Source organism: Enterococcus sp. AZ011, assembly GCF_050548355.1.
In the GTDB taxonomy this organism is placed as follows: domain Bacteria; phylum Bacillota; class Bacilli; order Lactobacillales; family Enterococcaceae; genus Enterococcus; species Enterococcus faecalis.
This window is the reverse complement of sequence record NZ_CP172959.1, coordinates 1,011,561-1,036,650: the sequence shown is the minus strand read 5'-3', so window position 1 is coordinate 1,036,650 and position 25,090 is coordinate 1,011,561. Positions and strand designations below refer to the sequence as shown.

Annotated in this window: 24 protein-coding genes; 6 read left to right on the top strand and 18 right to left on the bottom strand. The window is 36.6% G+C overall.

All coding sequences use genetic code 11. The features are described 5' to 3' along the window. Positions 1-18: 18 nt before the first annotated feature. The 8 genes from IGL36_RS05090 to IGL36_RS05055 all read right to left on the bottom strand — a co-directional run bounded on the left by IGL36_RS05090 (position 19) and on the right by IGL36_RS05055 (position 8,556). Positions 19-909: a helix-turn-helix domain-containing protein gene (locus IGL36_RS05090; RefSeq protein ID WP_002397826.1), complete on the bottom strand. Its 891-nt coding sequence runs from the start codon at positions 907-909 to the stop codon at positions 19-21. Between the two features lie 184 nt (positions 910-1,093). Continuing rightward, on the bottom strand, positions 1,094-2,422 hold the full coding sequence (locus tag IGL36_RS05085; RefSeq protein WP_002397824.1) for an amidohydrolase: 1,329 nt from the start codon (positions 2,420-2,422) through the stop codon (positions 1,094-1,096). Then, positions 2,406-4,190 carry an adenine deaminase gene (locus IGL36_RS05080; RefSeq protein WP_002397823.1) on the bottom strand — a complete coding sequence of 595 codons (1,785 nt, stop codon included), beginning with the start codon at positions 4,188-4,190 and terminating at the stop codon, positions 2,406-2,408. The genes IGL36_RS05085 and IGL36_RS05080 overlap by 17 nt, the downstream gene beginning before the upstream one ends. Beyond that, on the bottom strand, positions 4,166-5,230 hold the full coding sequence (locus IGL36_RS05075) for an ABC transporter substrate-binding protein (RefSeq protein WP_002357914.1): 1,065 nt from the start codon (positions 5,228-5,230) through the stop codon (positions 4,166-4,168). Before IGL36_RS05075 ends, IGL36_RS05080 begins: the two co-directional genes overlap by 25 nt. 26 nt (positions 5,231-5,256) lie before the next feature. Then, entirely contained in the window at positions 5,257-6,297 is a 1,041-nt protein-coding gene (locus IGL36_RS05070; RefSeq protein WP_002413403.1) for an ABC transporter ATP-binding protein, read from the bottom strand. A 38-nt stretch (positions 6,298-6,335) separates the two neighbouring features. Beyond that, the gene (locus IGL36_RS05065; RefSeq protein ID WP_002357916.1) at positions 6,336-7,115 is read right to left on the bottom strand and encodes an ABC transporter permease; all 780 of its coding nucleotides are present in this window, start codon (positions 7,113-7,115) and stop codon (positions 6,336-6,338) included. Continuing rightward, the gene (locus tag IGL36_RS05060; protein WP_002382189.1) at positions 7,108-7,944 is read right to left on the bottom strand and encodes an ABC transporter permease; all 837 of its coding nucleotides are present in this window, start codon (positions 7,942-7,944) and stop codon (positions 7,108-7,110) included. Before IGL36_RS05060 ends, IGL36_RS05065 begins: the two co-directional genes overlap by 8 nt. A gap of 207 nt (positions 7,945-8,151) precedes the next feature. Continuing rightward, on the bottom strand, positions 8,152-8,556 hold the full coding sequence (locus IGL36_RS05055) for a lipoprotein (RefSeq protein ID WP_002379350.1): 405 nt from the start codon (positions 8,554-8,556) through the stop codon (positions 8,152-8,154). Between the two features lie 206 nt (positions 8,557-8,762). Here IGL36_RS05055 and IGL36_RS05050 point away from each other — a divergent pair, with 206 nt between their 5' ends. Further along, positions 8,763-9,524: a WxL domain-containing protein gene (locus tag IGL36_RS05050; protein WP_002397822.1), complete on the top strand. Its 762-nt coding sequence runs from the start codon at positions 8,763-8,765 to the stop codon at positions 9,522-9,524. A 113-nt stretch (positions 9,525-9,637) separates the two neighbouring features. Here the strand turns inward: IGL36_RS05050 and IGL36_RS05045 are convergent, their stop codons facing one another. The 3 genes from IGL36_RS05045 to alsS form a co-directional block, all read right to left on the bottom strand. After that, positions 9,638-10,720 carry a PA2928 family protein gene (locus tag IGL36_RS05045; RefSeq protein WP_002405239.1) on the bottom strand — a complete coding sequence of 361 codons (1,083 nt, stop codon included), beginning with the start codon at positions 10,718-10,720 and terminating at the stop codon, positions 9,638-9,640. Between the two features lie 157 nt (positions 10,721-10,877). Then, a complete protein-coding gene (gene budA, locus IGL36_RS05040) occupies positions 10,878-11,582 on the bottom strand; it encodes an acetolactate decarboxylase (protein ID WP_010716947.1) in 705 nt (234 codons plus the stop codon). Positions 11,583-11,593: 11 nt separating this feature from the next. After that, the gene (gene alsS / locus IGL36_RS05035) at positions 11,594-13,246 is read right to left on the bottom strand and encodes an acetolactate synthase AlsS (protein ID WP_002357923.1); all 1,653 of its coding nucleotides are present in this window, start codon (positions 13,244-13,246) and stop codon (positions 11,594-11,596) included. A 277-nt stretch (positions 13,247-13,523) separates the two neighbouring features. Between alsS and IGL36_RS05030 the strand changes: the two genes are divergently transcribed. Then, a complete protein-coding gene (locus IGL36_RS05030) occupies positions 13,524-14,435 on the top strand; it encodes an LCP family protein (RefSeq protein ID WP_002385983.1) in 912 nt (303 codons plus the stop codon). A 52-nt stretch (positions 14,436-14,487) separates the two neighbouring features. Here the strand turns inward: IGL36_RS05030 and IGL36_RS05025 are convergent, their stop codons facing one another. The 3 genes from IGL36_RS05025 to IGL36_RS05015 all read right to left on the bottom strand — a co-directional run bounded on the left by IGL36_RS05025 (position 14,488) and on the right by IGL36_RS05015 (position 18,240). Next, positions 14,488-15,831, bottom strand: coding sequence for an NADH peroxidase (locus tag IGL36_RS05025; RefSeq protein ID WP_002357926.1), 1,344 nt, complete (start codon positions 15,829-15,831; stop codon positions 14,488-14,490). Between the two features lie 185 nt (positions 15,832-16,016). Beyond that, positions 16,017-16,709 (bottom strand): response regulator, encoded by a 693-nt coding sequence (locus tag IGL36_RS05020; protein WP_002397819.1) that lies wholly within the window; start codon positions 16,707-16,709, stop codon positions 16,017-16,019. Then, a complete protein-coding gene (locus tag IGL36_RS05015; protein WP_002397817.1) occupies positions 16,690-18,240 on the bottom strand; it encodes a Spo0B domain-containing protein in 1,551 nt (516 codons plus the stop codon). Before IGL36_RS05015 ends, IGL36_RS05020 begins: the two co-directional genes overlap by 20 nt. 147 nt (positions 18,241-18,387) lie before the next feature. Here IGL36_RS05015 and IGL36_RS05010 point away from each other — a divergent pair, with 147 nt between their 5' ends. Together IGL36_RS05010 and IGL36_RS05005 are read left to right on the top strand one after the other, a co-directional pair. Continuing rightward, positions 18,388-19,713, top strand: coding sequence for a 2-hydroxycarboxylate transporter family protein (locus IGL36_RS05010; protein ID WP_002357930.1), 1,326 nt, complete (start codon positions 18,388-18,390; stop codon positions 19,711-19,713). Positions 19,714-19,744: 31 nt separating this feature from the next. Further along, positions 19,745-20,914, top strand: coding sequence for an NAD(P)-dependent malic enzyme (locus IGL36_RS05005; RefSeq protein WP_002360544.1), 1,170 nt, complete (start codon positions 19,745-19,747; stop codon positions 20,912-20,914). A gap of 73 nt (positions 20,915-20,987) precedes the next feature. Here the strand turns inward: IGL36_RS05005 and IGL36_RS05000 are convergent, their stop codons facing one another. The 4 genes from IGL36_RS05000 to ireB all read right to left on the bottom strand — a co-directional run bounded on the left by IGL36_RS05000 (position 20,988) and on the right by ireB (position 23,368). Beyond that, entirely contained in the window at positions 20,988-21,836 is an 849-nt protein-coding gene (locus tag IGL36_RS05000; protein ID WP_002382173.1) for a helix-turn-helix domain-containing protein, read from the bottom strand. 500 nt (positions 21,837-22,336) lie between these two features. Beyond that, positions 22,337-22,642, bottom strand: a complete 306-nt coding sequence (locus IGL36_RS04995) for a DUF1292 domain-containing protein (RefSeq protein ID WP_002357933.1) — start codon at positions 22,640-22,642, stop codon at positions 22,337-22,339. A 37-nt stretch (positions 22,643-22,679) separates the two neighbouring features. Next, complete coding sequence (ruvX, locus tag IGL36_RS04990) at positions 22,680-23,102, bottom strand: Holliday junction resolvase RuvX (RefSeq protein ID WP_002357936.1); 423 nt, start codon at positions 23,100-23,102, stop codon at positions 22,680-22,682. Then, positions 23,099-23,368, bottom strand: a complete 270-nt coding sequence (ireB, locus tag IGL36_RS04985) for a regulatory phosphoprotein IreB (RefSeq protein WP_002357937.1) — start codon at positions 23,366-23,368, stop codon at positions 23,099-23,101. Before ireB ends, ruvX begins: the two co-directional genes overlap by 4 nt. A 435-nt stretch (positions 23,369-23,803) precedes the next feature. On the opposite strand from ireB, the gene IGL36_RS04980 reads away from it, so the two are divergent. Then, positions 23,804-24,556, top strand: a complete 753-nt coding sequence (locus IGL36_RS04980) for a threonine/serine exporter family protein (protein WP_002357938.1) — start codon at positions 23,804-23,806, stop codon at positions 24,554-24,556. A gap of 5 nt (positions 24,557-24,561) precedes the next feature. Beyond that, entirely contained in the window at positions 24,562-25,062 is a 501-nt protein-coding gene (locus tag IGL36_RS04975; protein WP_002382172.1) for a threonine/serine exporter family protein, read from the top strand. Positions 25,063-25,090: the final 28 nt, after the last annotated feature.

The window sequence follows — 25,090 nt, the reverse complement described above, 5'->3', positions numbered from 1 at the left end:
TATAATTTTCTATATAAACTAATTATTCTTAGATAAAATTGTTTCTTTCAATGTTTGAATTGCTTCCAACAAGATGCGATTTTTATTGATTTTTGCATACGCGCGGGCATCTTGTAGTAGTTCTAAAATTTGCTCTTGCGGCTTTTCTTCAGCTAAGGCATTTTTCGCAAGCTGGAAAGCTGCTCTTGCCAAGTAATACGTGACGTGATTATCAGAACAGATGGAAATCGCATACTCTAACAAAGCATCACTTGTTTCTAAATCGCCTTTTTCTGCATAAAAAACACCACAGTGAAAGACAACATTTAATACTCGCCAAGTATCTTCCATTGATTGAATAGTATAGAGATAAATTTCCTTGAAGACCTTATTGAAATAAAATTCGGCTTTCTCAATTTCGCCTTCTTTGGCATAGGCCATGCCAATTCCAGTAAAAGCTAACAAACGATAAATATCGCTCGTGTATTTTTGCTCTTCAAACAGAAGTTTTTCAAAGGTAAATAAGCAATCCATCAACGAAGCATTTTGAAAAATCATGACAAAGCCTTGTAAATAATAATATTCTAATAACAGTTGGGAATCTTTGATTTCATCAAAAGGAATATTTTTTAAAATTATTTGCAATTGGTCATGTTCGCTGGTAATCAAGAAGAATTCTGCTTCTTCCATTTTTTCAAGAATTTCAGGTTGTTTAATCCCTACGCGCGGGAAGAGTTCCCCCAAAGGTAGCTCTAAACGATTGCATAGTTGGATCAATATTTTTAAAGTTGGGACTTGACCATTCTTTTCAAAGCGACTAACCGTAACTTGCGTACAAATCCCTTTAGCTAATTCACTTTGCGACAAACCACGTGCTTTGCGTTTTTCTATAAACCGTTGTATATTCATTGCTTTTCCTCTCATTCTCATCTTCTCAAACTTACTATAATACAACTTACCTTAAAAATATATATAGAAAAAGAAAAATGTTTATAACAAAAAAGAACACAGACAACTCTTTCATTAAAAGTTTGTCTGCGCTCTATTAGAATCTGAATCACTAAACGTCAATTCAGCGTTATTTAATCAATCCGATACGTCACACTTGCTTTGTTTAGAGAGCAGCTCTTTTTTTAGCTTCTTTCACAAACGTATTCATGGCCTGATATAATTTTTCCTTGATTTCTTTGAGATTAGCTTGTTGTAATTCTTTATTGGCAACTAACTGTTGACCGTTCACCCAAACAGCTTCAACATTGCTAGCATTTGCTGAATAAACCAACGCTGAATAGGCATCAAAAATCGGAAACATATTAACTGATTGCGTTTCAATTAATGTTATATCCGCTTTTTTGCCCACTTCCAATGAGCCGACTTGCTCCGCCAAGCCTAACGTTTTAGCGCCCCCCATCGTTGCCAGATAAACAATTTCTTTCGCAGGAAACAAAGAGCGATCTTGGTGTGCTGTCTTATGAAAATTCGCAACCATACGCATTTGGGTGAATAAATCTAATGTATTCCCACTACTAGGTCCATCCGTGCCTAAACCGACAATAATCCCTTGATCAAGCATTTGCTTAATCGGCGCTACGCCTTTGGCTGATTTAGTATTCGCACCGATACAATGAGCGACACGCGCTTTTCCATTAGTAGCAGCTAAACTCGCAAGATCTTCATCTGTTGCCAAAATACAATGCGCTAAAATAAACGGCTCGCTCAAATAACCCAGTTCTTCTAAGAAAGCAATTGGTGTTTTTTGATAGGCTTTTTCAAACTCAGCCATTTCATAAGTCATTTCAGCAACGTGCATGGTCACAGGAACTTGGTATTGCCGACTAAGTTCAATAATTTTCGCCAACACTTCTGGTGAATTGGTATTCGGTGCATGCGGCGCAAGCATAGGCGTAATCAACGGATGACCTTGCCACTTGCGAATAAAGGTTTCCGCGTAAAAAAGACCGCCTGAAGGTTCTGGACTATCACAAGTGGGCATATCAATGATCGTCTCTCCGAGCAAAGCACGAACACTCATTTTTTCACAACTTTTAGCAATTTCATCTTCAAAATAATACATATCACAAAAGCTCGTAATACCACTCAGTAACATTTCAGCAATTGCATAATCACTACTGCATCCTACTAATTCTTTTGTCATGAATTGTTCTAATGGAAAAAGAAAACGCCGGAGTCGATCTGGCACATCGTCTCCTAACGAACGAAACGGAATCATGCCTACATGGGTATGGGTGTTAATCATCCCAGGTATTAAAATTCCATTTTGACCATCGATTACTTGATTTGCAGCCATTTGCTTTTCATCAAGTGTGGTCATTGGTGCTAATTCCACAATTGTGTCTTCTTCAATCACTAAATAGCCGGCTTTGATTTCTGAAAATTGCTCATCCATTGTTAGTATATGCACATTTTTAATGAGTGTTTTCATGCAAAAGAACTCCATCCTCTGGAAAAACTAATGGATAGAAACGTTGTGACTTCGTATCCATCATCCCAAAATCTGTCACTTTAATGGCTGGCGAGACAGGCAATGATAGTGTGGAAAAGGACATGATTTCATTCATATTTTGATAGCCTAACGCTTGCATAGCTTGTCGAACTTTTTGTAAAGAAGCGCCTAATTGTTCAATCGGTGCTTGCGATAAAATCCCACCAATTGGTAAAGGACAAGTTGCCATCACTTGCTGATCCGAAGCAACCAAATAGCCGCCTTGCATCGCTAATAATTCATTCTGCGCTAACAGAATATCCTCAATCGTATTACCCATCACCATTAAATTATGATGATCATGGGCCCAGGTTGTCGCAATGGCTCCTTTCTCGGAAAGGGGTTGATCCATTAAAGAAAAAGAAATATTACCATTTTTTCCGTAACGTTCCATCACAATTAATAAGGCACAGTTGGCTTTTTGCCATTGCAACAATCCATTTTCAACAGGAATTTCTTTTGTAATTCGCTCTGTAAATGTGCCAATTTCTTGTTTTTGAATCACATTACAACGAACTGTTTCTTTTGTTGTAGCCACCTTTAAAAGTAAATCTTCTTCTGTTAACCTTTTACATTGGATGGTTTGTTGATAAGTGGCTGGAAACTCTTCGATTTTTTCTGGATAATGGAAGGGCTCACCTTTTTCAAAAACGACCTTTCCAGATTTATAAACCGTATTAATATCAAAACTTTCTAAGTCATTTAATAACAAAAAGTCAGCTTTTTTACCAGGTGCAATTTCGCCACGATCATGGAGACCCATTCGTTTGGCCGGCGTATAAGTTGCCATATAAATGGCTTTTTCGATAGGCAACCCTGCTTGAACGGCTTTTTTGACATTTTCATTTAGATGACCTTTTAGCAAATCATCAGCCATCACGTCATCCGTGATAATACTTGCATAATTGTAGAAGTTATTGTCTACTATCACCTGAATATTTTCAGGAGTGATTGATTTATTTTGAAATTGCATAAAGACGCCCGCTTCAATCTTTTCTTTTAACGTTTTAGGAAATTGATGGGTATGATCTGAAGTGATACCGCTATATAGAAAATCTGCTAACTCTTGATCTTCGATTTTAGGACAGTGGCCTTCTAAAGGCATGATTGGTCGTTGTTTTTGACACAAATCGATAATTTGACGAATTAAAGAATCTGGCTCATAGGAAATCCCTTTAAAATTCATGGCTTCCCCTAAACAAATCACTTTTGGTTCTTTGAGTAATTCTGCTACTTCTGCTAAGCCGATAATCCCACCAGTTGTTTCTAATTCGGGAGTGGTCGAAGGAACCGAAGAAGGAATTGCGTGAAAGATATCTAGTTCTGTTTCAGCGGCCATAAAAGCTTTTAAGCCTTCTAAGCCAAATACATTAGCCATTTCATGGGCATCGGCAATCACCGTTGTCACACCGTAACGCACTACTGCTTTGGAAAAAATAGTAGGTGTCGTCATGGAACTTTCAATATGCATGTGTGCATCAATTAAGCCGGGAATCATCCATTGATTCTCGGCATTAATTGTTTTTTGGGGCTGCAAATTGACGTTCTCTTCTTCATAAATGTAATAAAATTTATCATTTTTAATCGCAACATTTCGTTGAACGAATGTTTGAGTGACTGTTTGATACAGCCACACATTTTTTAGTAATACATCGACGTTCATTTTGTCCCTCTTTTCTAAAACTATTGATTCATCGTCCGATTCCATTGATCAATCCAATCCGCTAGTTGACTATTAATAAAATTAAAATCGACTGTTTTGGCACGTTCGGCAATGGCACCATATGTTTTATTTTTCGCTTCTTTTTCGCTTAGCGTTACTTGTTGATTAGTAGGTCCTTCATTTAACGAAATCGCTTTGGCCTTTTGTGATTCTTCACTAATCCGTGCGTTAACAAATTTAAAGGCGGTTTCTTTGTTTTGTGCTTTTTTAGGAATATTGACTGTATTATAGTTGGCATACGTGCCGCTTTCTGGGACGACATACGTCACGTTTTCTGCTGCGCCTTGAATAATATCAACTGCAAAATCAGCAACCACAGCTGCTTCAATTTCACCAGATTGGAACATATTAGCTAAGTCTGACGATTTTGAATACGTTTTAACAACGTTTGGTTTTAATTCTTTCATCGCTTCAAAAGCGGCCTTCCCGTTATCTTTTGTAATATCTTGACCAGCATGTTCACTGGCAACGTATAACATTAAAGGACCTGCCGTCGTGGCAACGTCTGGAACAGAAATTTTACCTTTCAAATCAGCTGACCATAAGTCATCCCAGTTCTTAATTTCTTTGCCTAATTTTTCTTTGTTGTAAACAATCCCGATACTGTTTACAGCGATTGGTACGCCAGCACCACTTTCAAAAACCTCTTTTGCTCCCGGCGTTAACTGACTTAAATTAGGTACTTCTTTTTCTGTAATTTTTTCAAATAACCCTTCTTTTCCACCTTGTGCTGCATTTGCTTGTGCTAATTCAATGACATCAATTCCCGCATTGGGATTATTTTTTAATTTCGTAAAGCGGTCTGCACTATTGCCTACTTCTAAGGTAACTTTCGCTTCATTCTCTTTTTCAAATGGAGCGATGATGTCTTTTTTGACAATATCTTCACTTAATCCGAAAGTTGAAACGACTAAAGCATTACTTCCACCTTTGCTCTCGCTTTTCGTAGTTGCTTCGCTGTTTCCACAAGCAGTCATTAATAACGTTGCAGCGACTAATGTCCCTAAAATTACGCGTTTTTTCATTTTTAAATCTTCCTCCAAAATGGTTTTTATTTTTCTAAAATAACTAATTTCTCAGCTGGAAAAGCCAAGTGAATGGTTTCGTTTGTTTCATATAACTGTTCACTTGTTCCATTAACAAGCAATGTACCTAACGCTGTTTCCACTTCATATTGATAGCTTTTCCCTAAAAATGTTCGGACAGCGACAGTACCTGCGACAGTATTAGTAGCAGCTTCTGAAACAATCTCAATGTCCTCTGGACGAATCGTTGCCACCGTCGTTGTAACATTTGGTTCAGGATTAGTCGTTTTCACTATTTGATTTGTTTGTGTCCGATAATGACCGGCTTCCATTTTTTCGACAGAGAAAAAGTTTTCAAAACCGATAAATTCTGCAACAAACTTAGTACGAGGCAAACGATAAATCGTTTCTGGTGAATCATATTGTTCAATCACGCCATTATTCATAATGGCCACTTTATCTGAAATAGAAAAACATTCTTCTTGGTCATGTGTGACAAAAACTGTCGTAATGCCTAATTGTTGTTGAATCCGTTTGATTTCAATCCGCATTGCCACTCGCAATTTTGCATCTAAATTACTCAACGGTTCATCTAGTAGTAATAGTTTAGGTTCGATAATCAGAGCACGTGCTAGCGCAACCCGCTGTCTTTGACCACCAGATAATTGTTTTGGATAACGGTCGCCCAAGCTTTCTAAACCACATACTTTTAGCATTTCTGTGACTTTTTGGTCCATGGTTTGTTTATTTTCTTTGCGTAATTTCAGCCCAAAAGCGACATTTTCTGCAATCGTTAAATGGGGAAATAACGCATAGCTTTGAAAAACCATCCCGAAGTTTCTTTTATGGACAGGAACCTTTGTTAGTTCTTCTTGGTCAACGAAAAACTGTCCGTCGTTTGGCTTAATTAATCCAGCAATCACTCTTAGCGTAGTCGTTTTACCACAACCACTCGGTCCTAATAAAGAAACTAACTCTCCTTTTTCCATTGAAATATTTAAATCTTTTAAAATATCTTGTTTTCCGTCATAGCTGACGCGAATATCTTTTAAATCCACAAAAGTCAAAATTTTCTCCTCTTTCTATCTCGGGCTTCTTCCATGTTTTAGGCAATGGAAGCTAGTCCCAACGTTTTTTCAATTAAAAACATTAAGCCCATTGTTAGTAGCATCAACAATACAGAAATTGCTGAAACAGTTGGATCATAATTGTATTCCATATAACTTAATAAAGAAGTAGGCAGCATCGTCACACCGGGACCTGATAAAAACATCGATACAGGAACATTGTTAAACGAATTGACAAATGCTAACATAAAGGCTGCAAAAATTCCTGAAGACACATTGGGTAAAACAATTTGAATGAAAGCTCGCAATCTTGTACAACCTAATGTCCAAGCTACTTCTTCCATTGAATAATCTAGTTGTTCCATACTTGATCCAACCACTCGAATAATATAAGGCAAACTAATTAAAAAATGCCCCATTAACAATCCTTGAAAGACTGGCAAACCTAATTTAATAACAATATATTGAAATAACGTATACCCGACCACAATTCCTGGAATCACAGTTGGGGATAAGAAAAAGCTTTTAATAAAGTTGCGCCCGCGAACGGAATAACGTGCCAGCGCATAGGAAGCCGGAATCCCTACTATTAATGCTAAAACAGTCGCTAATACCCCAATCAACAAGCTTAACTTAAAACTGTCCATAAACGTTTCCGATTGTAATGCTTTGGCGTACCAATCTAAAGTAAATCCTTTAATCGGAAATTGAATCGCTGCGGCTGTTCCAAAAGAAGTCACCACAATCAAACATAATGGTAAAAATAAAAACAGAAAAACTAGAATTGCAATAACAGATAGTCCTTTTTGCTTACGCATGATTTGCTTCTCTCCGATCTACTTTCTTAGCGACCATGTCTAGGCCTTTCATCACAATTAATGTCGTTAAAATCATAATAAATGCAAGAACACTCGCCGATTGCCAATCACCTAAAGTATTAGCCTTTTGATATAAGAAGGTCGACATCATCATTTTTTGGTTACCACCTAACAGCTGTGGCGTCGTATAAGCCGTTAAAGTTCCTGTAAACACTAATATACTTCCTACAATGGTGCCTGGAATTGATAAAGGTAAAACAATTTTCCGAAAAGCCGTCATTGGATTGGCGCCTAGCGTCTCAGCCGCTTCTAGCATTTCTCCTTCAATGTTTTCCATAACCCCAACTAAGGTCATAATCATTGTTGGTAAAAATAAATACACTGAACCGATAATAATTGCAAATTCTGTATACAATAAATTCAGCGGTTGCTCAATTAAGCCTGTTTTTAATAACAACGTATTCACTACACCGTTTTTTCCTAAAATATTAATCCAAGCAAAACTTCGAATAACTGAATTGGTTAATAATGGAAACAAGGTCATAGCCATTAAAAAGCCACGCCATTTTTTGGAAACTCCAGCAATAAAGTATGCCGTTGGAATGCCCAACACGATTGAAATACCCGTCACAATTAACGAAACTCTTATCGTTCGCCAGAAAATTGAAACATTATAGTCATCTTTAAAAAAAGTAACATACTGATTTAGTGTCAAGCCATGATCAGTAAAAATGGTTGGCAAAATGCTAGTAATTAATGGAATCATTAAGAAAAATAATAATAGTACTAGCCCCGGTGCCACAATTAAATAAGGAACTTTCTTGTTCATTCGTACACTCCTCGTTCGTTTTTTCACTTCATCAGTATACGCAAGGAAAACGTATATTTCAACACATTTTCATCTTTTTGTTCGTTTTTAAACCCGAACGTTCGTATATTTTTTCGAAAAAGGTTATTAAAAAATAAAACACGAACATTAAACAAAAAAACACAAACAAGACTGTTTGTGTTTTTTGTCAACTTTTTTATTTATCACTTAATTTTCTTGGAACGTTTGATCCTTTTCCATCATTTTCACTATAATACCATCTTGATACACCTGATAATATCCGAACAATTCATTCTCTTTTGAGACACTATTCTTTTCAGATCTAATTTGAACAACATAACTTCCTTTATTTGACTGCTTAAACGTATAATGAAACGCCGAGTCATTTGTTGGTATCCCTAAACCATTTTGTAAAAATTCAATCGCTTCCTGTTTAGTATAAGATTCTGCTTCTAATTGCGTTCCTAAATGCGGATTTTTTTGATCAACAAATTGTCTTGCTTTGTCATTATTAGCAGACTTTTCTATAACGACTTCCTGTTGCGAATTCCTACTTCCTGAACAGCCAGTTAATACAAATAAAATCACCAACAACCCGAAACACTTACTCAAAGTTTTCTCCTCCTCTCCCTTTTCATTAGTGATACCTGATGATTTCTTTTATATTTTAGCATGCTTGATATAACGAATGGTGCTCAAAAAAGACAGAATCAACAAGTAAAAATTGTCGACTCACCTTTCTCAACTAATATTAAAAACCATCTGTCTCAATATTTTCGAATTTCCTGTAAATTACTGATAAATAAAAACAGCTCCTTTTGCGTATACTTATATTATCAGCACCTAAAGGAGGAACTTTCTTGAAGCAAAAAAATCTACTCACTTATCAATCACTTGTAGCCTTGTTGCTAGTATTCAGTCTCTTTAGTTTTGACCCATCGGTTTCTTTTGCCACCCGTTCTGGAAAAACGCCTGTTTCAGTTGAACTAGAAATTGGAGGGCTGCCTGGTGATGAATCGGTTGACGATGCCATTGATCCTGATTTAGAAAATCCTAACACTAGTTTTGACTTGCTCTTTATTCCGAAAGAATTTACTTTTGAAACCCAAGCGATTTCTGGTGATTTAACGGCAGTTCCTATACGACCTTCTGAAGGCAATACTCATACAATGAGACACTTCGGGATGGGGGATGTTCGCGGAGCCTTAACTGGTTGGCATGTCACTGCTGAAATCCCACACATGCGAAACGAAGCTCATTCTTTACTAGGCATCATTACGTTTCAATTAACAGGCGGCTATGCTCGCTATGACAAAACGTTAAGGCGTTTCTTTATGACAAATACAATGTATGGACTGGATTTTTCAGAAGATCCTGCTGCACCCGACTTCCCGACCAACCCAATTATTATCGGTAACGGTGCGACTTTAATGAGTAACGCTGGTGATAGAAAAGGACAAGGAATGTGGAGCGGCCGCATGACCGATATTTCTCTTGCAATCCAAACCCCTGTTTCACAATTATTTCCTGGCGCATATACAGGTTCGATTATCTGGAATTTAATCTCTGGACCTGCATAAAATAAAAAAACGCTTAGAAAACTAGCGGAATCACTACTCTTCTAAGCGTTTTTTTATATCATAAGGACTATTTGCTCCTTCTATTTGTCTAAGCATGCTTTACCACTTTTCGTTTAACGAATCACTTGGCCCCAACGGTAATCAAACTGATACTCTTGATTACCATTATTCAGGTTAATTTTGTATAAATAACGCGGGACTTTAATGAATAACGCATCCTCTACTTGAAAAGCTTCAATAGGTACATTTTCTTTAGTTAAAAGCAACGGTGTTTGCCACTCGTATGTTTTTTTCTGCCAATTGTATAAGCCAACTATCGCTTGATTACTTTGTCTTTTCTTGTATGACAGAACATAATAATTTGCTTCATCTTTCTTGCCTAATAAAACTGGTGCTATTAGTTGCTCTTCTAGTTTTCCTTGCACTGTTGTACGCTCTTCCGATGACAGCTCTTGACCAATTTGACTCTCATTTGAATCTACCGTCCATTTAGGCGCTTCTTGTGTTTGAAAGACTTCTTTGAAAGTTGGGTCTTGTTTTAACTGCCAATTTTTCAAATCTAATTGATAATATCGATTGTTTAATCCATAAATATAGAGATAGCGATTATCCATAAAACGATAATCAACGAAATCAGAGCTTAAATAGTCTTTTAATTCAGGGAATTTCTTCACTAAATCTGCTTCAGAAAACTGTTTTTTCCCTGTTTTTGTATCTAGTAAGTAAATGGCCTCGTTACCAGCATTATTCAAAACCACATATTGATCTGTTTGACCAATTAAATAATCACGCCAACCTAAACGTTTACTCCACATTCGTTCGCTCGTCTGACTATTAACAGAAATCACTTGGAACAATGAGTTACTGGTGCTAATGCCATTCGTTCGTCCATTTGGAATAATCATTCGCTCGATTGAAGTTAAGCCTTTTGTTTTTTCAGAATAAAACGTCGCACTTTTCTCTTCAATCGTTACTGAACGAAACATTCCGAAAAAGATTAAACCAGCAAAATGTACCACTGCAAGATAAACCAATAAAATTAACGCATAGGGAACCAGTCTCCTTGTACTCCGCCTTCTTATTAAGGAAATAACCAAAATACCACTAATTACTATAAAAATAATTGCTACAATGATAACAAAAATATCATGATAGAGCCAACCAGACAATTGCCAACTTCTATAAAGTGTGTCCATTACGCCATCCTTTCCAATTGTTATTTGCTTATTATAAAAAGGATACTATTTTTTTTTGAAAAATAACAACAAAAAGCGACGAACAGCAATAAGCCCATTCAAGTTGACCTAGTTAGTCAACTTGAATGGGCGTGGAGAAATGTGCCTTGTTATTCAGTTATTCCGCTTCTTCAATTGCGGACAAAGCTTTTGCAATATCAATTTCTTTATTCCGATAATCAGCATCATGAACTGGAAAATGCTGTCGCAATTCTGCTGTTTCCATCCACGAAACAGTCCCTTGTTTAATGCCAAAATCAAGAATGTGCCCACCAAATTGGTGATCCTCACTGATAAAGTGCAAATGAAACCCTGCGGCAGAGGCACCATGAAATAATTTAGGTGTAAAGAACCCTACAACTGTTCCCTGAATATTCTCCGCTGTAAATTCAGGTTGATTGCGTGCTGCTTCTACAAATGGTGGATACGGTTTTTCTTGTTTAGGTGCCACACGGACATGCATCTTCGCAAAAAGACCGCTAATTTTAATTGCCGCAAAAAAATTAGGACTAATTTTTTCTAAAATTTGTGCTTTAATATTTTCATCGGTTTCCGTTGATACAGGGAATGCGCCATCTTCTTGAAAACGAGTAACTGCGGCATATGGCGTTAATTCTTCGCCTCCTAGAATAGTAATTTCGCCAGTTTGATTTGCATGATACAATGTACCGTCCAATAAAATAATTTCGCCATTTGAGCCTTCTAATGTCCCAATTCCAAAATCACCTTGCGTGAGTAACGTACCAATTTCTGCCGTTCCTGCCATCAAACTTTCCATTAAACCGCCTAGCGTACCATGTTGATAAACATATTGTTCGCTCATTTTTCCATCTCCTAATAAAGTTGATCTGGTAACAATGTTTTACCTAATTCTTGATTATCTGAATAATCCACAGGAACATCAATAATCACTGGGCCTTCTGTTTGCATTCCTTCTTCTAAAGCTGCGGCAAATTCTGCTTGTGAATGAACTCGAACCCCTTTGGCTCCAAAAGCTTCAGCATACTTCACAAAATCAACTGGACCAAAATCTACGCCAGAGGATCGATTATATTTCATTTCTTCTTGGAATTTAACCATATCATAACTACCATCATTCCAAATAATATGCACGATATTTTGCTTTAAACGAACCGCTGTTTCTAATTCTTGCGCCGAAAATAGGAAACCGCCGTCCCCAGAAACAGAGATAATTTGTGTATTTGGACGAACTAGTGCAGCTGAGATTGCCCAAGGCAAAGCGACACCTAATGTTTGCATACCGTTACTAAATAATAAATGACGCGGTTCATAACTTCTAAAGTGGCGAGCCATCCAAATGTAGTGGCTCCCTACATCAACAGTAACTGTCATTTCATTCGTGGTTTTTTCTTGAAGCGTTTGAACAATTTCTAATGGATGTAACCGATTTTCAATTGTACTTGTTTTTACTTCTTTAATCGTTAATTTTTCTTGAAGCGTTTCTAAATAATCTTGCGCATCTTCTGTTAATATTGGTTCACTAAATGCTTCTGATAATTTCAAAATATTTTTAGACATATCACCAATTAGCTCTTCTTCCGGTTGCATATATTGATCAATTTCCATTTGAACTTCATCAATAACAATAACGCGCGCATCTTTTTCTGCATTCCAATTACGTGCCTCATATTCAATTGGGTCATAACCAATCGCAATCACTAAATCACTTCTTTTTAACAAACGATCCCCAGGTTGGTTTCGAAATAAACCAACACGCCCAAAGAAATGTTCTTCTAATTCTTTTGAAATAATTCCTGCTCCTTGGAACGTTTCCACGACTGGCAAACCAGTTATAGCAACCAATTCACGAATGGCTGCGGTAACTTTTCGTGCAGAGGCCCGCATTCCTAAAAGTAAAACAGGTAATTTCGCTTGCTTGATTCGTTCAGCTAAAGCTGCGATTGTTTCTGCTGATGCATGGCCCAGTTTCGGAGCCGACAAAGGCTTAATCGCTTCGCCTGTCACCGGACTATCTGTGACATCTTGTGGGATCGATAAGAATGTTGCGCCTTTTTTCGCTGTTTTGGCGATACGGTAAGCATTGGCAATATTTTCAGATAATGTTTCTGGATCTTGAATTTCTGTACTGAATTTTGTTATTGGACTAAATAATGCAGCATTATTCATGCTTTGGTGAGTTAATTTTGACAAATCGGACCGTTTCACCTGTCCAGCCAATGCTAAAACAGGGTCCCCTTCTGCAGTCGCAGTTACTAACCCAGTTGCTAAATTGCTGGCACCAGGTCCACTAGTTGCAATAACTAAGCCAGGCTCTCCCGTCAAACGACCAATCCCTTGTGCCATAAAGGCAGCGTTTTGTTCATGTCGAGCTAAAATTAATTCTGGGCCTTTATCAACTAATGCATCAAAAACCCCATCAATTTTTGCACCGGGAATCCCAAAAATATAGGGCACTTCGTGATTGATTAAACTTTCTACTATGATATCTGATCCTTTTTTACTCACTGTTATACCTCCGATTAAAATCTGTACTAATTACAAATACAAAAATACCACTAAAATTCTAATTAATCAACAATGAAACACCTTGAAAACGTGTAATATACTAATTCGCATATTTTAATAGAATTGAGATATTTCAAAAGATTAAGCAAAAATAATGCAAAATACCTTAAAGTTTTATAGTCTTTCAACAATTATTATATACTTCTTCACTAAAAATTAGTAAGATTAACCTATAAGAAAAAAATCACAACCTGTGATAAATTATTGGAGGAAAAATATGTCAAAAGGGAAGAAAATTTTTGCCATTATCTTTGGAATTATCTTGGTTCTATTTCTTGCAGTTGTTGGAATGGGAGCAAAACTTTATTGGGATGTTTCTAAATCAATGGATAAAACCTATGAAACAGTAGAACGATCTAAAAAAAGTCAGGTCAATTTAAACAATAAGGAGCCTTTTTCTGTTTTATTATTAGGGATTGATACAGGCGATGATGGGCGTGTCGAGCAAGGTCGTTCGGATACAACAATTGTTGCAACAGTTAATCCTCGTGACAAGCAAACAACCTTAGTCAGTCTTGCTCGCGATACCTATGTTGATATTCCAGGTCAAGGAAAACAAGATAAATTGAATCACGCCTATGCTTTTGGTGGCGCATCTTTAGCAATGGATACAGTTGAAAACTATTTAAATATACCTATTAATCATTATGTTTCAATTAATATGGCTGGTTTAAAAGAATTAGTCAACGCGGTTGGCGGAATCGAAGTGAACAATAATCTGACTTTTTCTCAAGACGGGTATGATTTTACGATTGGTAAAATTTCATTGGATGGTGAACAAGCACTCTCCTATTCAAGAATGCGTTACGAAGATCCTAATGGTGACTACGGCCGCCAAGAACGTCAAAGAAAAGTGATTGAAGGCATCGTCCAAAAAGTCTTAAGTCTTAATAGCGTGAGCAACTATCAAGAAATTTTAACAGCTGTTTCTGATAATATGAAGACAGATTTAAGTTTTGATGACATGAAAAAAATTGCCTTAGATTATCGCAGTGCCTTTGGTAAAGTGAAACAAGACCAACTTCAAGGTACTGGTTTTATGCAAGATGGTGTTTCCTATCAACGTGTGGATGAACAAGAATTAACTCGTGTCCAACAAGAGTTGAAAAATCAATTGAATACAAAATAAAAATAAAACCCACGAGTACTATAAATACTCATGGGTTTTATTTTCTCTTCTATTAACGTTCTTGTTTCACCGCTTCTAAAGCCGCTGTATTAATAATATTCCAAGGTTTGTCAAACGCTGGTTGGAAGAAGAAATCCGCATAGGCTAAGTCTTCAATCGTCATTTTGGCTTGAATCGCTAATGAAATAGCATTAATGTTTGCAGTTAAATCTGCTTTTGACATTAATTGAGCGCCTAAAATTTGTGTTGTTTCAGGATCATACACTAATTTAAACCAAGCTTTTTGTTTGTCTGGATTAAAGTCCATCAAGTAGTCTTCTACTACTGTCACCGCTTTTGTTTCTTTTCCTAATTTTTGAGCCATGACTTCGTTAATCCCTGTTGAAGCAAATTTATAATCAAAGACGGCCAAGCCAGAAGATCCTTGAACACCAGGGAAAGGTTTAACTGGTTCCTCTAGGTTTTTCACAGCAAAGCGACCTTGTTTACGAGCATTCGTTGCTAAGGCAATATTTACTTCTGTGTCTGCAGGATTGTATTTAATTAACGTAGCATCCCCTACTGCAAATACATCCGGCTCACTTGTCCGCATGTATTCATCCGTCTTGATTAGGCCATTCGGATGTAATTCCAAGGTACCTTTTAACCAAGCAGTGTTTGGACGGACACCAACCGCTACAACGACCAAATCAGCATCGTACGCATTTTTATCTGTAACGACTTTTTGCACACGACCGTCGCCTTCGTAACGTTCAACTGTTTCACCAGTTGCAATGGTAATATTATTAGCTTCCATCTCTTCTGTTAAAACATCTGTAAATTCTTTATCTAGATATACCCCTAATGGACGATCTAAAATGTCAATAACAGTAACCTTTTTGCCGGCTTTTGCAAATGCTTCGGCAGCTTCAATCCCAATATAACCACTACCAATCACAACCACATTATTGACTTCTGGATCTACTGTTTTTTGTTTTAATTTAATGGCCCATTGACGACCACGCATCAAGTAAATATTATCCAAATCTTTACCTGGAATATCTAATTCAAATGGGACAGCTCCGGGACTGATGATTAATTTATCATAATTTTCAACACGTTCTTCACCTGACACTAAATCTTTCACTGTCACTTGATGTTCTTTTGGTTGAATCGCTGTAATTTCAGTATTAGAAAAGACATTCACACCACGACTCTCCATTTTTTCGCCAGTCATATAGCGAACAGAATTAACATCTTTCACTTTTCCTTCTAGGTACAACTGCATGCCACAGGACAAGAATGAGATAAAATCACCTTTCTCATACCATTGAATTTCTGCATCAGGATGAAGATTTAGTAATTCCTCTACCGCTTCATAACCTCCATGTGATGATCCTAAAACAATAACTTTCATCGCTCGTTCCTCCCATATAATATTATTTCTTACATAATAAAGAATATCATATATTCTCAAAAAATAACAAATAATATCCTCTTTTCCATTCTCAATTAAGTTCTTTAAATGAGAATAAAAAGGAGTATCCTCTGTATTTCGCCACTTTTCAATTACTTTTTTTATTTACTAAAAAATAAAAAATACTAAATTCTCCGATACGATTGATAGGGACGCCCCACTTTTAAATAGCTATTTTTACTTTCTAAAAGGTTATTCTTTTCTAGAAACAACACATATTTGCGAACAGAAACATGTGAAAGCTGACTTGCTTCTGATAATTCTTGAATCGTAAAATAGTCGGTAAATTCGTCTATTTTTTTTAACAATAATTGTAATGTTGCTTGTGTTAGTCCTTTTTCTAAGGACAGGTTTTGAAGATCTTGTTCATTTTTACGTGCGTTTGTCTGTGAAGAATGAAACAATTGGTCCACTTTTGTTTGCGAAAGCTCCTCCGTTTCCAGCGTGAATTGAGCAGCTTTTTTCTGATAGTTTTCGATACTTTGTTGAAATCGTTCAAAAGAGAAGGGTTTAACTAAATAGTCTAAAACGCCTAAATGTAAGCTTCGTTTAACGTTTTCCAACTCGTTGGCAGCCGTAATCAGGATGACTTCTGTATCAATTTTTTCATCTCTAATTGTTGCCAGATAGGTCAAGCCGTTGCCATCTTTCAAATGAACATCTAATAAAACAAGTGCTGGTTGTTTTTCTTTCGTTAGTTGTAGACCTTCAGCAATTGTTGCCGCCGCAAAAATAGTCGGTTGGTGAATTAATTTTTCAAGATATTTTTGATGTATATATGCAACCATAGGATCGTCTTCAATAATCAATAGGTTCATTTTCCTCTGCTCCTTCGTAATGAACATTTATGCGAATGACAAGCCAATTGTTTTGTTGGTTTTCCCAAGTCAATGTCGCTTCCGCATTCTCTAATAATCTTGCCAAATAAGAAGTGAAAAACTCTTGCTCAAAGCGTTCCAGTTGTTCTTTTGGATAAGCAAACGAATAAGTCGTCGTCAAACTTCCTGGCTGATAATCAATGGTTTCAATGATCTCTTCTGGCAACGGTTGTTCCATCAGGAAACGATGAATATAACGGTAGATAGCAATCAAATTTTGTGTATCTTCATCTCGTTTATTTGGTGGAATTTCTGGATAAATTTCAATAGCTAATTGTGTTTTAATTTCTGCAAACTTGATTCTTTCCCCACTTAAAAAACCTGCTAAAATAGGATTTCTAACCAAAATAGCTAAGCGCTGTGCAAATTCCTTTTCTGGTTTCAATAAATCGGCCAGATAATGTTTTAGCGCCTCATAATCTTCTAAATCGACTAAGCCATAAATAACATGCATCTTATTCATAAATTCGTGTGATTGACTTTGTAATGCCGAAGCATATGTTGTTGTGCTGACAAGCTGTTCTGCGACAATAAACGTTTCCGTCGCATTTTTCAGAAAGATAACATGCCCAATTGTTTTTTTACGGACATTAATCGGGGCGATTGAGACGAAATAATCCTGGCCATTTTGACGATAGAATTGCTCTGTTTTTGAATGTACGATTAATTTTCCAGGAGATAAAACCAATGCTGAAAGTTTCTTTCCTAGTAAATTTTCTTCACTATTTGTTATATTATGATACATTTTAGTTGCTTCAATATTTGCTAATAAAATATTTTGATCGGTATCAATCACAAGGATTGCGTCTTTCGTTTCCTCAAGCATGGCGTTTCGCTCTTCTAATAGACGAGCAATTTCTCTTGGCTCTAAATCGTGAAGTTGTTTTTTTAAATAATAAGAAACCACGATGGCTAATATAAAGCCAAAACCAACACTTAAAAGGACACTCACTGTGTAATCATTTTTTGTTCGTTCAATCAATTGTGAAAGCGAGGTCATTTTAATGCCCATTGCCACAACCCCAATTTGTTTTCCTTGATCATAGACTGGGACAAAACCTCGTAATGATTCTCCTAAACTCCCTTGACTAACAGATAAATGTTCCTCCCCTTTTAATGCTCGCACTTCATCGCCACCTTCAAAATGCTTACCTATTTTTTGGCGATCAGGATGTGTTAAACGAATCCCCTGCATATTCATAATCACGATAAAATCCAACTGATGGATTTCACCTAAACGAACCGTATACGCTTCCAATTCATCTGAATAGTGATCATTCTTTAAGGCTTCAATAACATTCGGTTCAATAGCCAACTGTTCCCCGACGGCTAAAAGTGCTTGCTCTTGGTTTTTACGAACTTCTTTAATTGTTTGGACCGTCGTTACTCCGTAAAAGAAAGTAATCATAATAATTAATGTTGCAATAAAAATCACTGATAAGAAGCACCATAATTTCCCGCCACGCTTCATTCCATCCCTCTTTTCTCTTCAAATAAAGTATAGCATAGGAAGATTTGGTTAAAAAACTTTTCTTTAGTTAAATTAATTAAATAATCTACTCTACAGAAAACGTTTACATTATGATGAATATAGATTAAAGTTATAGGAGGAAATAGCATGGAAAAGAAATTGCACGCAACAGCTGCTAATGAAACAGATTGGCGCAACAAATTAACCAAAACGAGGATTGGTTCGGTTACGTTACCTGTTTATCTTGTAACAGCTAGCATTATTCTTGTTACGGCTCTATTAGAACAACTACCAGTCAATATGTTAGGTGGTTTTGCCGTAATTTTAACAATGGGTTGGTTACTTGGAACAATTGGTGGAAATATTCCTATTTTGAAACATTTTGGCGGTCCCGCAATTTTATCTTTATTAGTACCATCAATTATGGTCTTTTTCAATTTACTCAACCAGAATGTCTTAGACTCAACAGATATTTTAATGAAACAAGCAAACTTTCTCTATTTCTATATTGCTTGTTTAGTTTGTGGAAGTATCCTTGGAATGAACCGCAAAATTTTAGTCCAAGGTTTAATGCGCATGATTGTCCCGATGGCATTAGGAATGATTTTAGCAATGGGCGTTGGGACCCTTGTTGGAACGCTGTTAGGTCTCGGTTGGAAACATAGCCTTTTCTATATTGTCACCCCTGTTTTAGCTGGTGGAATTGGTGAAGGCATTCTTCCTTTATCCCTTGGTTATAGTGCCATTACTGGATTGCCAAGTGAACAATTAGTGGGGCAATTAATTCCCGCAACCATTATTGGTAATTTTTTTGCTATTATGTGTTCAGGTTTACTTAGTCGTTTAGGAGAAAAACGCCCTGAACTTTCTGGACAAGGTCAGTTGATTAAAATTACCAATTCAGATGATTTAAGTGATGCTTTAGAAGAAGACAAAGCACCAATTGATGTAAAATTAATGGGCGCTGGTGTTTTAATTGCGTGTACCTTATTTATTACAGGCGGTTTATTGCAACACTTAACAGGCTTTCCTGGTCCTGTTTTGATGATTGTTGTCGCAGCCTTTTTAAAATACTTAAACGTAGTACCGAAAGAAACCCAACGCGGATCAAAACAGCTTTATAAATTTATCTCTGGCAATTTTACGTTCCCGTTAATGGTCGGCTTAGGTATGTTATATATTCCTTTAAAAGATGTCGTAGGAATGCTTAGCTGGCAATATTTTGTTGTGGTAATTAGTGTCGTTTTCACTGTTATTGCTACAGGATTTTTCGTTTCACGCTTCATGAATATGAATCCCGTTGAGGCTGCCATTGTCTCCGCTTGTCAGAGTGGTATGGGTGGGACTGGCGATGTGGCTATTTTAAGTACAGCCAATCGAATGAACTTAATGCCGTTTGCACAAGTTGCGACACGTTTAGGCGGTGCCATTACAGTAATAACAATGACTGCTATTTTTAGAATGCTTTTTTAACTATAAGTGAATTATTTAGGAGGAAAATGATATGTCAACAAAAGATGTAAAAGAATTAGCGATTGAGCAAGCAAAAAAATTTGGGGGAAAATTAGAAGTCTGTCCTAAAGTTCCGATTGAAACAAAAGCAGATTTAGGAATTGCCTACACACCAGGTGTTGCGGCTGTTTCTTCTGCAATACATGAAAAAAAAGAACGCGCCTACGAATTAACAACAAAGAAAAACACCGTCGCCGTTATCAGTGATGGTTCAGCAGTTTTGGGTTTAGGTAACATTGGTCCTGAAGCAGCGATGCCTGTCATGGAAGGAAAAGCTGCGTTGTTTAAACGCTTTGCTGGTGTGGATTCGATTCCCCTTGTTTTAGATACACAAGATACTGAAGAAATCATCCAAACAGTGAAGTTTTTGGCTCCAACCTTTGGGGGAATTAACTTGGAAGATATCAGCGCTCCTCGTTGTTTTGAAATTGAACAGCGTTTAATCGATGAACTAGATATTCCCGTTTTCCATGATGATCAACACGGGACAGCGATTGTTGTTTTAGCGGCTTTGTACAACAGCTTAAAATTAATCAACAAGAAAATAGAGGACATTCATGTGGTAATCAACGGCGGTGGCTCCGCTGGTCTTTCGATCACAAGAAAATTTTTAGCTGCTGGTGTAAAACATATTATCATTGTTGACCGTGCAGGGATTCTGAGCGAAACAGATACAGCTCTGCCACCACACCACGCAGAAATTGCGAAGTTAACCAATCGGGAACACCGTACCGGTGATTTAGCTACTGCTCTTGAAGGCGCTGATGTCTTTGTTGGTGTTTCAGCACCAGGTGTTTTAAAACCTGAGTGGATTCAACAGATGAATGAGCAGCCAGTTATTTTTGCAATGGCTAACCCAGTTCCTGAAATTTTTCCTGATGAAGCTTTAGCGGCAGGCGCTTATATTGTCGGCACTGGTCGTAGTGACTTTCCGAATCAAATTAATAATGTGTTGGCCTTCCCTGGTATCTTCCGCGGTGCCTTAGATGCTCGGGCGAAAAAGATTACGATTGAAATGCAAATTGCCGCTGCCAAAGGTATTGCAAAATTGATACCCGATAATGAACTCACGCCGACCAATATTATTCCCGATCCATTCCAAGAAGGAGTCGCAAAAGTCGTCGCCGAAAGCGTCCGTAACGCTGTCAAAGAAACAAATTAAAAAGAGAAAAAAGGAACAACTTAACTCAAGAGGAGTTAGGTTGTTCCTTTTTTAAATCTGAAACGCTAATCTATTATTTAAAACTGATATTAAACTCTTGCATATCTTTTTCAATATAAGCAAGTAATTTTTTATTTTCAAAGAAACGTGTAAAGTAGTACGCAATACGATAATCTTCAACAGCATCTAGTCCTAGCATTTGTTTATTAAACGCTTTTTCGTATAATAAGCAATCTAAAGAATAAATAGAACTGTGTGTCCGATTAATTTCGATTCCTTTATCACTTAATTCAATACTCTTTGCATAGTCTTTAATTAATGAATAGAATTTTGCAGTATTATAATAAATACGGCATTGTTCTAATGGATAATCTAATTTGAATTCGCTTAGCAATTGTAAAGATTTATCGTAATAAACTTTTGCTTTTTCAATATCATCTTCTAATTCATATAAAATACCGATCGCATTCATACTCAAAATATTATAAATATTAATATCACGACTAATTTCAGAACCACGATGTAAATAGAACAATGCTTCGCTATTATTTTTCTTACCTAATAAACTCGTAATTCCTTTATAATAGAAAAATTTTGTTTCTAAAATTCTGTTTGAACTTTCGATATCATCTGGATAGTCTTTCAACAAATCATAGGCTTCATCGTGCTTAAAGTAAAAGCATAATTCTTCTACTTTATTTAATAAGCTTTCGAGTTTTTTCTCACTAGAACCTTCGATACATTCTTCCACTTGTAAGTCTAAACGTAGACATACAGATGAGAAAATGTCTAAACTGTCACACACATTTTTGTTTTCAATGTTACTAATTGTTGCTTGTGTACAAATTCCTTTTGCCAATTCAGCTTGCGATAATTTTTTCTTTTTACGCGCTGTTTTGATTTTTTCTCCCGCTACTCTCACAGTCAAAACTCCAATCTTTCTATTTTTTTTGTATTAAACATACCATCATTTTACAGATAATGTTATAATGAAGCTATCATAATAAAGGAGGTGAAATATATGTTTGATTTACTTGCTTTATTAACTGGAATTTCAGTTCGTGGCAATGCACCACACCAATAATTACGTGTTTGTTTAACTGAATTTCTGACGGCTCTACCTATGCCAGTAGGTGGAGCCATTTTTTTATTTAATATTATAAAATTAACAGTATTTCTGAAACCTCACACTTAGTATAACACAAATTATAAATTATGCTAGATAGTCACCAAATTAACGTCATTACAAGGATGTTACGTTTTTACAACATCTTGTAAAACTAGACAATGCTGTCCTTCTTTATCCATCACACTCAATGATAGTGATAGTATCTTATGATAGAAACAACATGTACATTATAACAATTATTATTAAGAAAGCTACTTCTCAATAGGAGAAGTAGCGCTTCTCTCGTTACAGTTTTACTCTTCTTCTTCAGCCATGAATGTATTGAAAACTTCTTCAATCATATCCCATTCAGCGTCTGTTTCGATTTGCTGTAAATCGCCTTCTGTACCTTCTGCGTTTTCCACATATGAGTAAGCTTGCAATTCAACATCTTCATCCTCAGGAATTCCTGCTGGATATAATAAAACATAATTTTTACCGAATTCTTCTTGACCGTCAACAGTTAGTAAGATCTCGTATAATGTTTCATTTCCTTGTTCGTCTACTAAAGTAATGTGTTCATGTCCTTCGTGATCATGATCGTGGTTGTGTTCTGTCATTCTTCTTCTCTCCCTTGATGTATTCAAAGCTCGATAATTATCGGCTATGTGCATCTAAATAATTTTGTAGAATCATTACTGCCGCTAGTTTATCAATGACTTTTTTTCTTTTGGCTCTTGAAGCATCTGCTTGCTCCACCAAGAAACGCTCTGCTTGGACAGTTGTTAATCGTTCATCTTGATAGTCAACAGGTAATTGAAATAATTCTTGAATCTTATCACCATATGCCATGGATGCTTCAGCTCTAGGACCGATGGAATTATTCATGTTTTTCGGTAAACCTACGACAAATTTCGTGACTTCGTATTCTTTCACCAATTCACCTAATCGCTCAAAACCGAAGTTCTCTTCCTCTTCATTGATGCGAATAATTTCGATGCCTTGTGCTGTCCAACCTAATAAATCACTAACAGCCACACCGACTGTCCGTGAACCTACATCTAGCCCCATGATCCTCATTTGATATCGATTCCGTGGTTCGCTAAGTAATATTTGGTTAATTCTTCCATGATTTCATCACGTTCATGACGACGAATTAAGTTTCGAGCATCTTGATAACGAGGAATGTAAGCCGGGTCCCCAGAAAGTAAATACCCTACTATTTGGTTAATAGGATTGTATCCCTTTTCTTCTAATGCCCGATATACGGTTTCTAACGTTTCACTGATTGCTTTTTTTCGATTATCATCAAAATCAAAGCGTACTGTTTCGTCTGTAAAACCCATTTTACTACACCTCACTTCTACTTTTATACAATTTCATTTTACTAGAAAAGAACCGAAACTACAAACAAAATTTCTTCTCCTTCTCTCTTTTTTGTTATTTCTTAGTCTTTTATTAATAAAGGCTTCGTAAAAAAATGACAGCCATCGATAATTTTAAAATTATAAAAACAAATACACAACTTTATAAAACAAGAATAAAGCTCTGCTAAATCGCCAGAATATCACCTTTCCCTCCAATTCATTTTGCGAAAAAATCGACGTTTCTCTTTTGAAAACTTTTAAATATCTATGATTAAATAATATCAGCCTTTTAATGTTACAATTCGCTAACAATCTGTTTACGATGTAAATTTTCGATTGCAGCTGTTATTTATTTCCTCTTTTTGGTTCGTTTGTAGTACACTAGAAGAAAATACATAAAGTGAGGCTTGCTCAATGACTCCTGCTCATTTGGATTTACTTTTAGAAACCTGTTTGTTAGCTGGTAAAATTATGATAGAAAGCGATGCAGAAATGTACCGTGTTGAAGATACAATGAGCCGAATTGCGCTTGCTTCTGGCAACTATCGAATGGTTAGCTATGTGACACAAACCGGGTTATTTGTTGGCATAGATGGAACCTCCACGATTCGTATGGTTCAAGTAATGAAACGTGGCATTGATTTAGAAAAAATCTCTCGTGTGAATCAGCTGTCTCGTGCTTATGTGGCTGGTGATTTTTCTTTAGAGGAATTACTGAATAAACTAAAAGTGATAGATAGTGAACACCGACATTTTCCAATTAGCGCACGCATTGTTAGTGCGGCCGTTGTCAGCGCTACAATTATGATTCTTTTTGGTGGTGTCTGGTCCGATTTGTTCTTGACTTTTCTGATTGGTGGTTGCGGCTATAGTCTTTATTATTTTAGTTTAAAGTTTCTCAAGATTAAATTTTTATCTGAATTTTTAGCTTCGCTGTTCATTGGTGCAGCCGCTATTCTTTCAGTCAAATTGGGACTCGGACAATCACAAGATTTAATCATCATTGGTTGTGTCATGCCTTTAGTGCCTGGTGTGCAAATTACCAATGCTCTTCGCGATTTGCTAGCTGGACACTACTTATCGGGTGTTTCTCGTGGGACTGAAGCATTAATGACTTCAGGAATGATTGGTTTTGGCATTGCTTTTGTCTTTCAACTTTTCTATTAAAAGGAGTGACTTACTTGCTAGGAATCGTTTTGGTACAATTTATCTTTAGTTTTTTAGCTTCTGCGGCGTTTGCGATTATTATTAATGTTCCTCGACGATCACTGGTGGCTTGTGGTCTAACTGGTAGTGTGAGCTGGATGCTTTATTGGGTAATCGTTGAAGTTTTTAGTGGAAATGCAGCATTAGGTTCCCTCATCGGTGCTGTCGGTGTTGCGGCAGTAAGCTACCTATTCTCAAAAATATTGAAAATGCCTGTCACGATTTTTAATATTCCTGGTATTGTTCCATTGGTACCTGGTGGCTTAGCTTATCAAGCTGTTCGGAATATCGTAATTGGCAATTATGAAAAAGGTGCCTATTTTACCGTGCAAGCTGTAATGATTGCTGGGGCAATTGCGTTAGGCTTAGTCGCTTCTGAGGTTTTCAATCAGAATATCCGCAGCTTTCGAGAAAAAAGAGAATCTTTGGGTTTTATTCGTCGTAAACGCAACAAAATTAAAAAATAGATAGCAAAAAAGTTGGTTGCTTCCATTT

Bases quoted from the DNA above. Each gene is read 5' to 3' on its own strand.
- IGL36_RS05090 (WP_002397826.1), bottom strand. From the start codon at position 909: ATGAGAATGAGAGGAAAAGCAATGAATATACAACGGTTTATAGAAAAA.
- IGL36_RS05085 (WP_002397824.1), bottom strand. From the start codon at position 2,422: ATGAAAACACTCATTAAAAATGTGCATATACTAACAATGGATGAGCAA.
- IGL36_RS05080 (WP_002397823.1), bottom strand. From the start codon at position 4,190: ATGGAATCGGACGATGAATCAATAGTTTTAGAAAAGAGGGACAAAATG.
- IGL36_RS05075 (WP_002357914.1), bottom strand. From the start codon at position 5,230: ATGAAAAAACGCGTAATTTTAGGGACATTAGTCGCTGCAACGTTATTA.
- IGL36_RS05065 (WP_002357916.1), bottom strand. From the start codon at position 7,115: ATGCGTAAGCAAAAAGGACTATCTGTTATTGCAATTCTAGTTTTTCTG.
- IGL36_RS05060 (WP_002382189.1), bottom strand. From the start codon at position 7,944: ATGAACAAGAAAGTTCCTTATTTAATTGTGGCACCGGGGCTAGTACTA.
- IGL36_RS05045 (WP_002405239.1), bottom strand. From the start codon at position 10,720: ATGGACACACTTTATAGAAGTTGGCAATTGTCTGGTTGGCTCTATCAT.
- budA (WP_010716947.1), bottom strand. From the start codon at position 11,582: ATGAGCGAACAATATGTTTATCAACATGGTACGCTAGGCGGTTTAATG.
- IGL36_RS05030 (WP_002385983.1), top strand. From the start codon at position 13,524: ATGTCAAAAGGGAAGAAAATTTTTGCCATTATCTTTGGAATTATCTTG.
- IGL36_RS05025 (WP_002357926.1), bottom strand. From the start codon at position 15,831: ATGAAAGTTATTGTTTTAGGATCATCACATGGAGGTTATGAAGCGGTA.
- IGL36_RS05020 (WP_002397819.1), bottom strand. From the start codon at position 16,709: ATGAACCTATTGATTATTGAAGACGATCCTATGGTTGCATATATACAT.
- IGL36_RS05015 (WP_002397817.1), bottom strand. From the start codon at position 18,240: ATGAAGCGTGGCGGGAAATTATGGTGCTTCTTATCAGTGATTTTTATT.
- IGL36_RS05010 (WP_002357930.1), top strand. From the start codon at position 18,388: ATGGAAAAGAAATTGCACGCAACAGCTGCTAATGAAACAGATTGGCGC.
- IGL36_RS05005 (WP_002360544.1), top strand. From the start codon at position 19,745: ATGTCAACAAAAGATGTAAAAGAATTAGCGATTGAGCAAGCAAAAAAA.
- IGL36_RS04995 (WP_002357933.1), bottom strand. From the start codon at position 22,642: ATGACAGAACACAACCACGATCATGATCACGAAGGACATGAACACATT.
- ruvX (WP_002357936.1), bottom strand. From the start codon at position 23,102: ATGAGGATCATGGGGCTAGATGTAGGTTCACGGACAGTCGGTGTGGCT.
- ireB (WP_002357937.1), bottom strand. From the start codon at position 23,368: ATGGGTTTTACAGACGAAACAGTACGCTTTGATTTTGATGATAATCGA.
- IGL36_RS04980 (WP_002357938.1), top strand. From the start codon at position 23,804: ATGACTCCTGCTCATTTGGATTTACTTTTAGAAACCTGTTTGTTAGCT.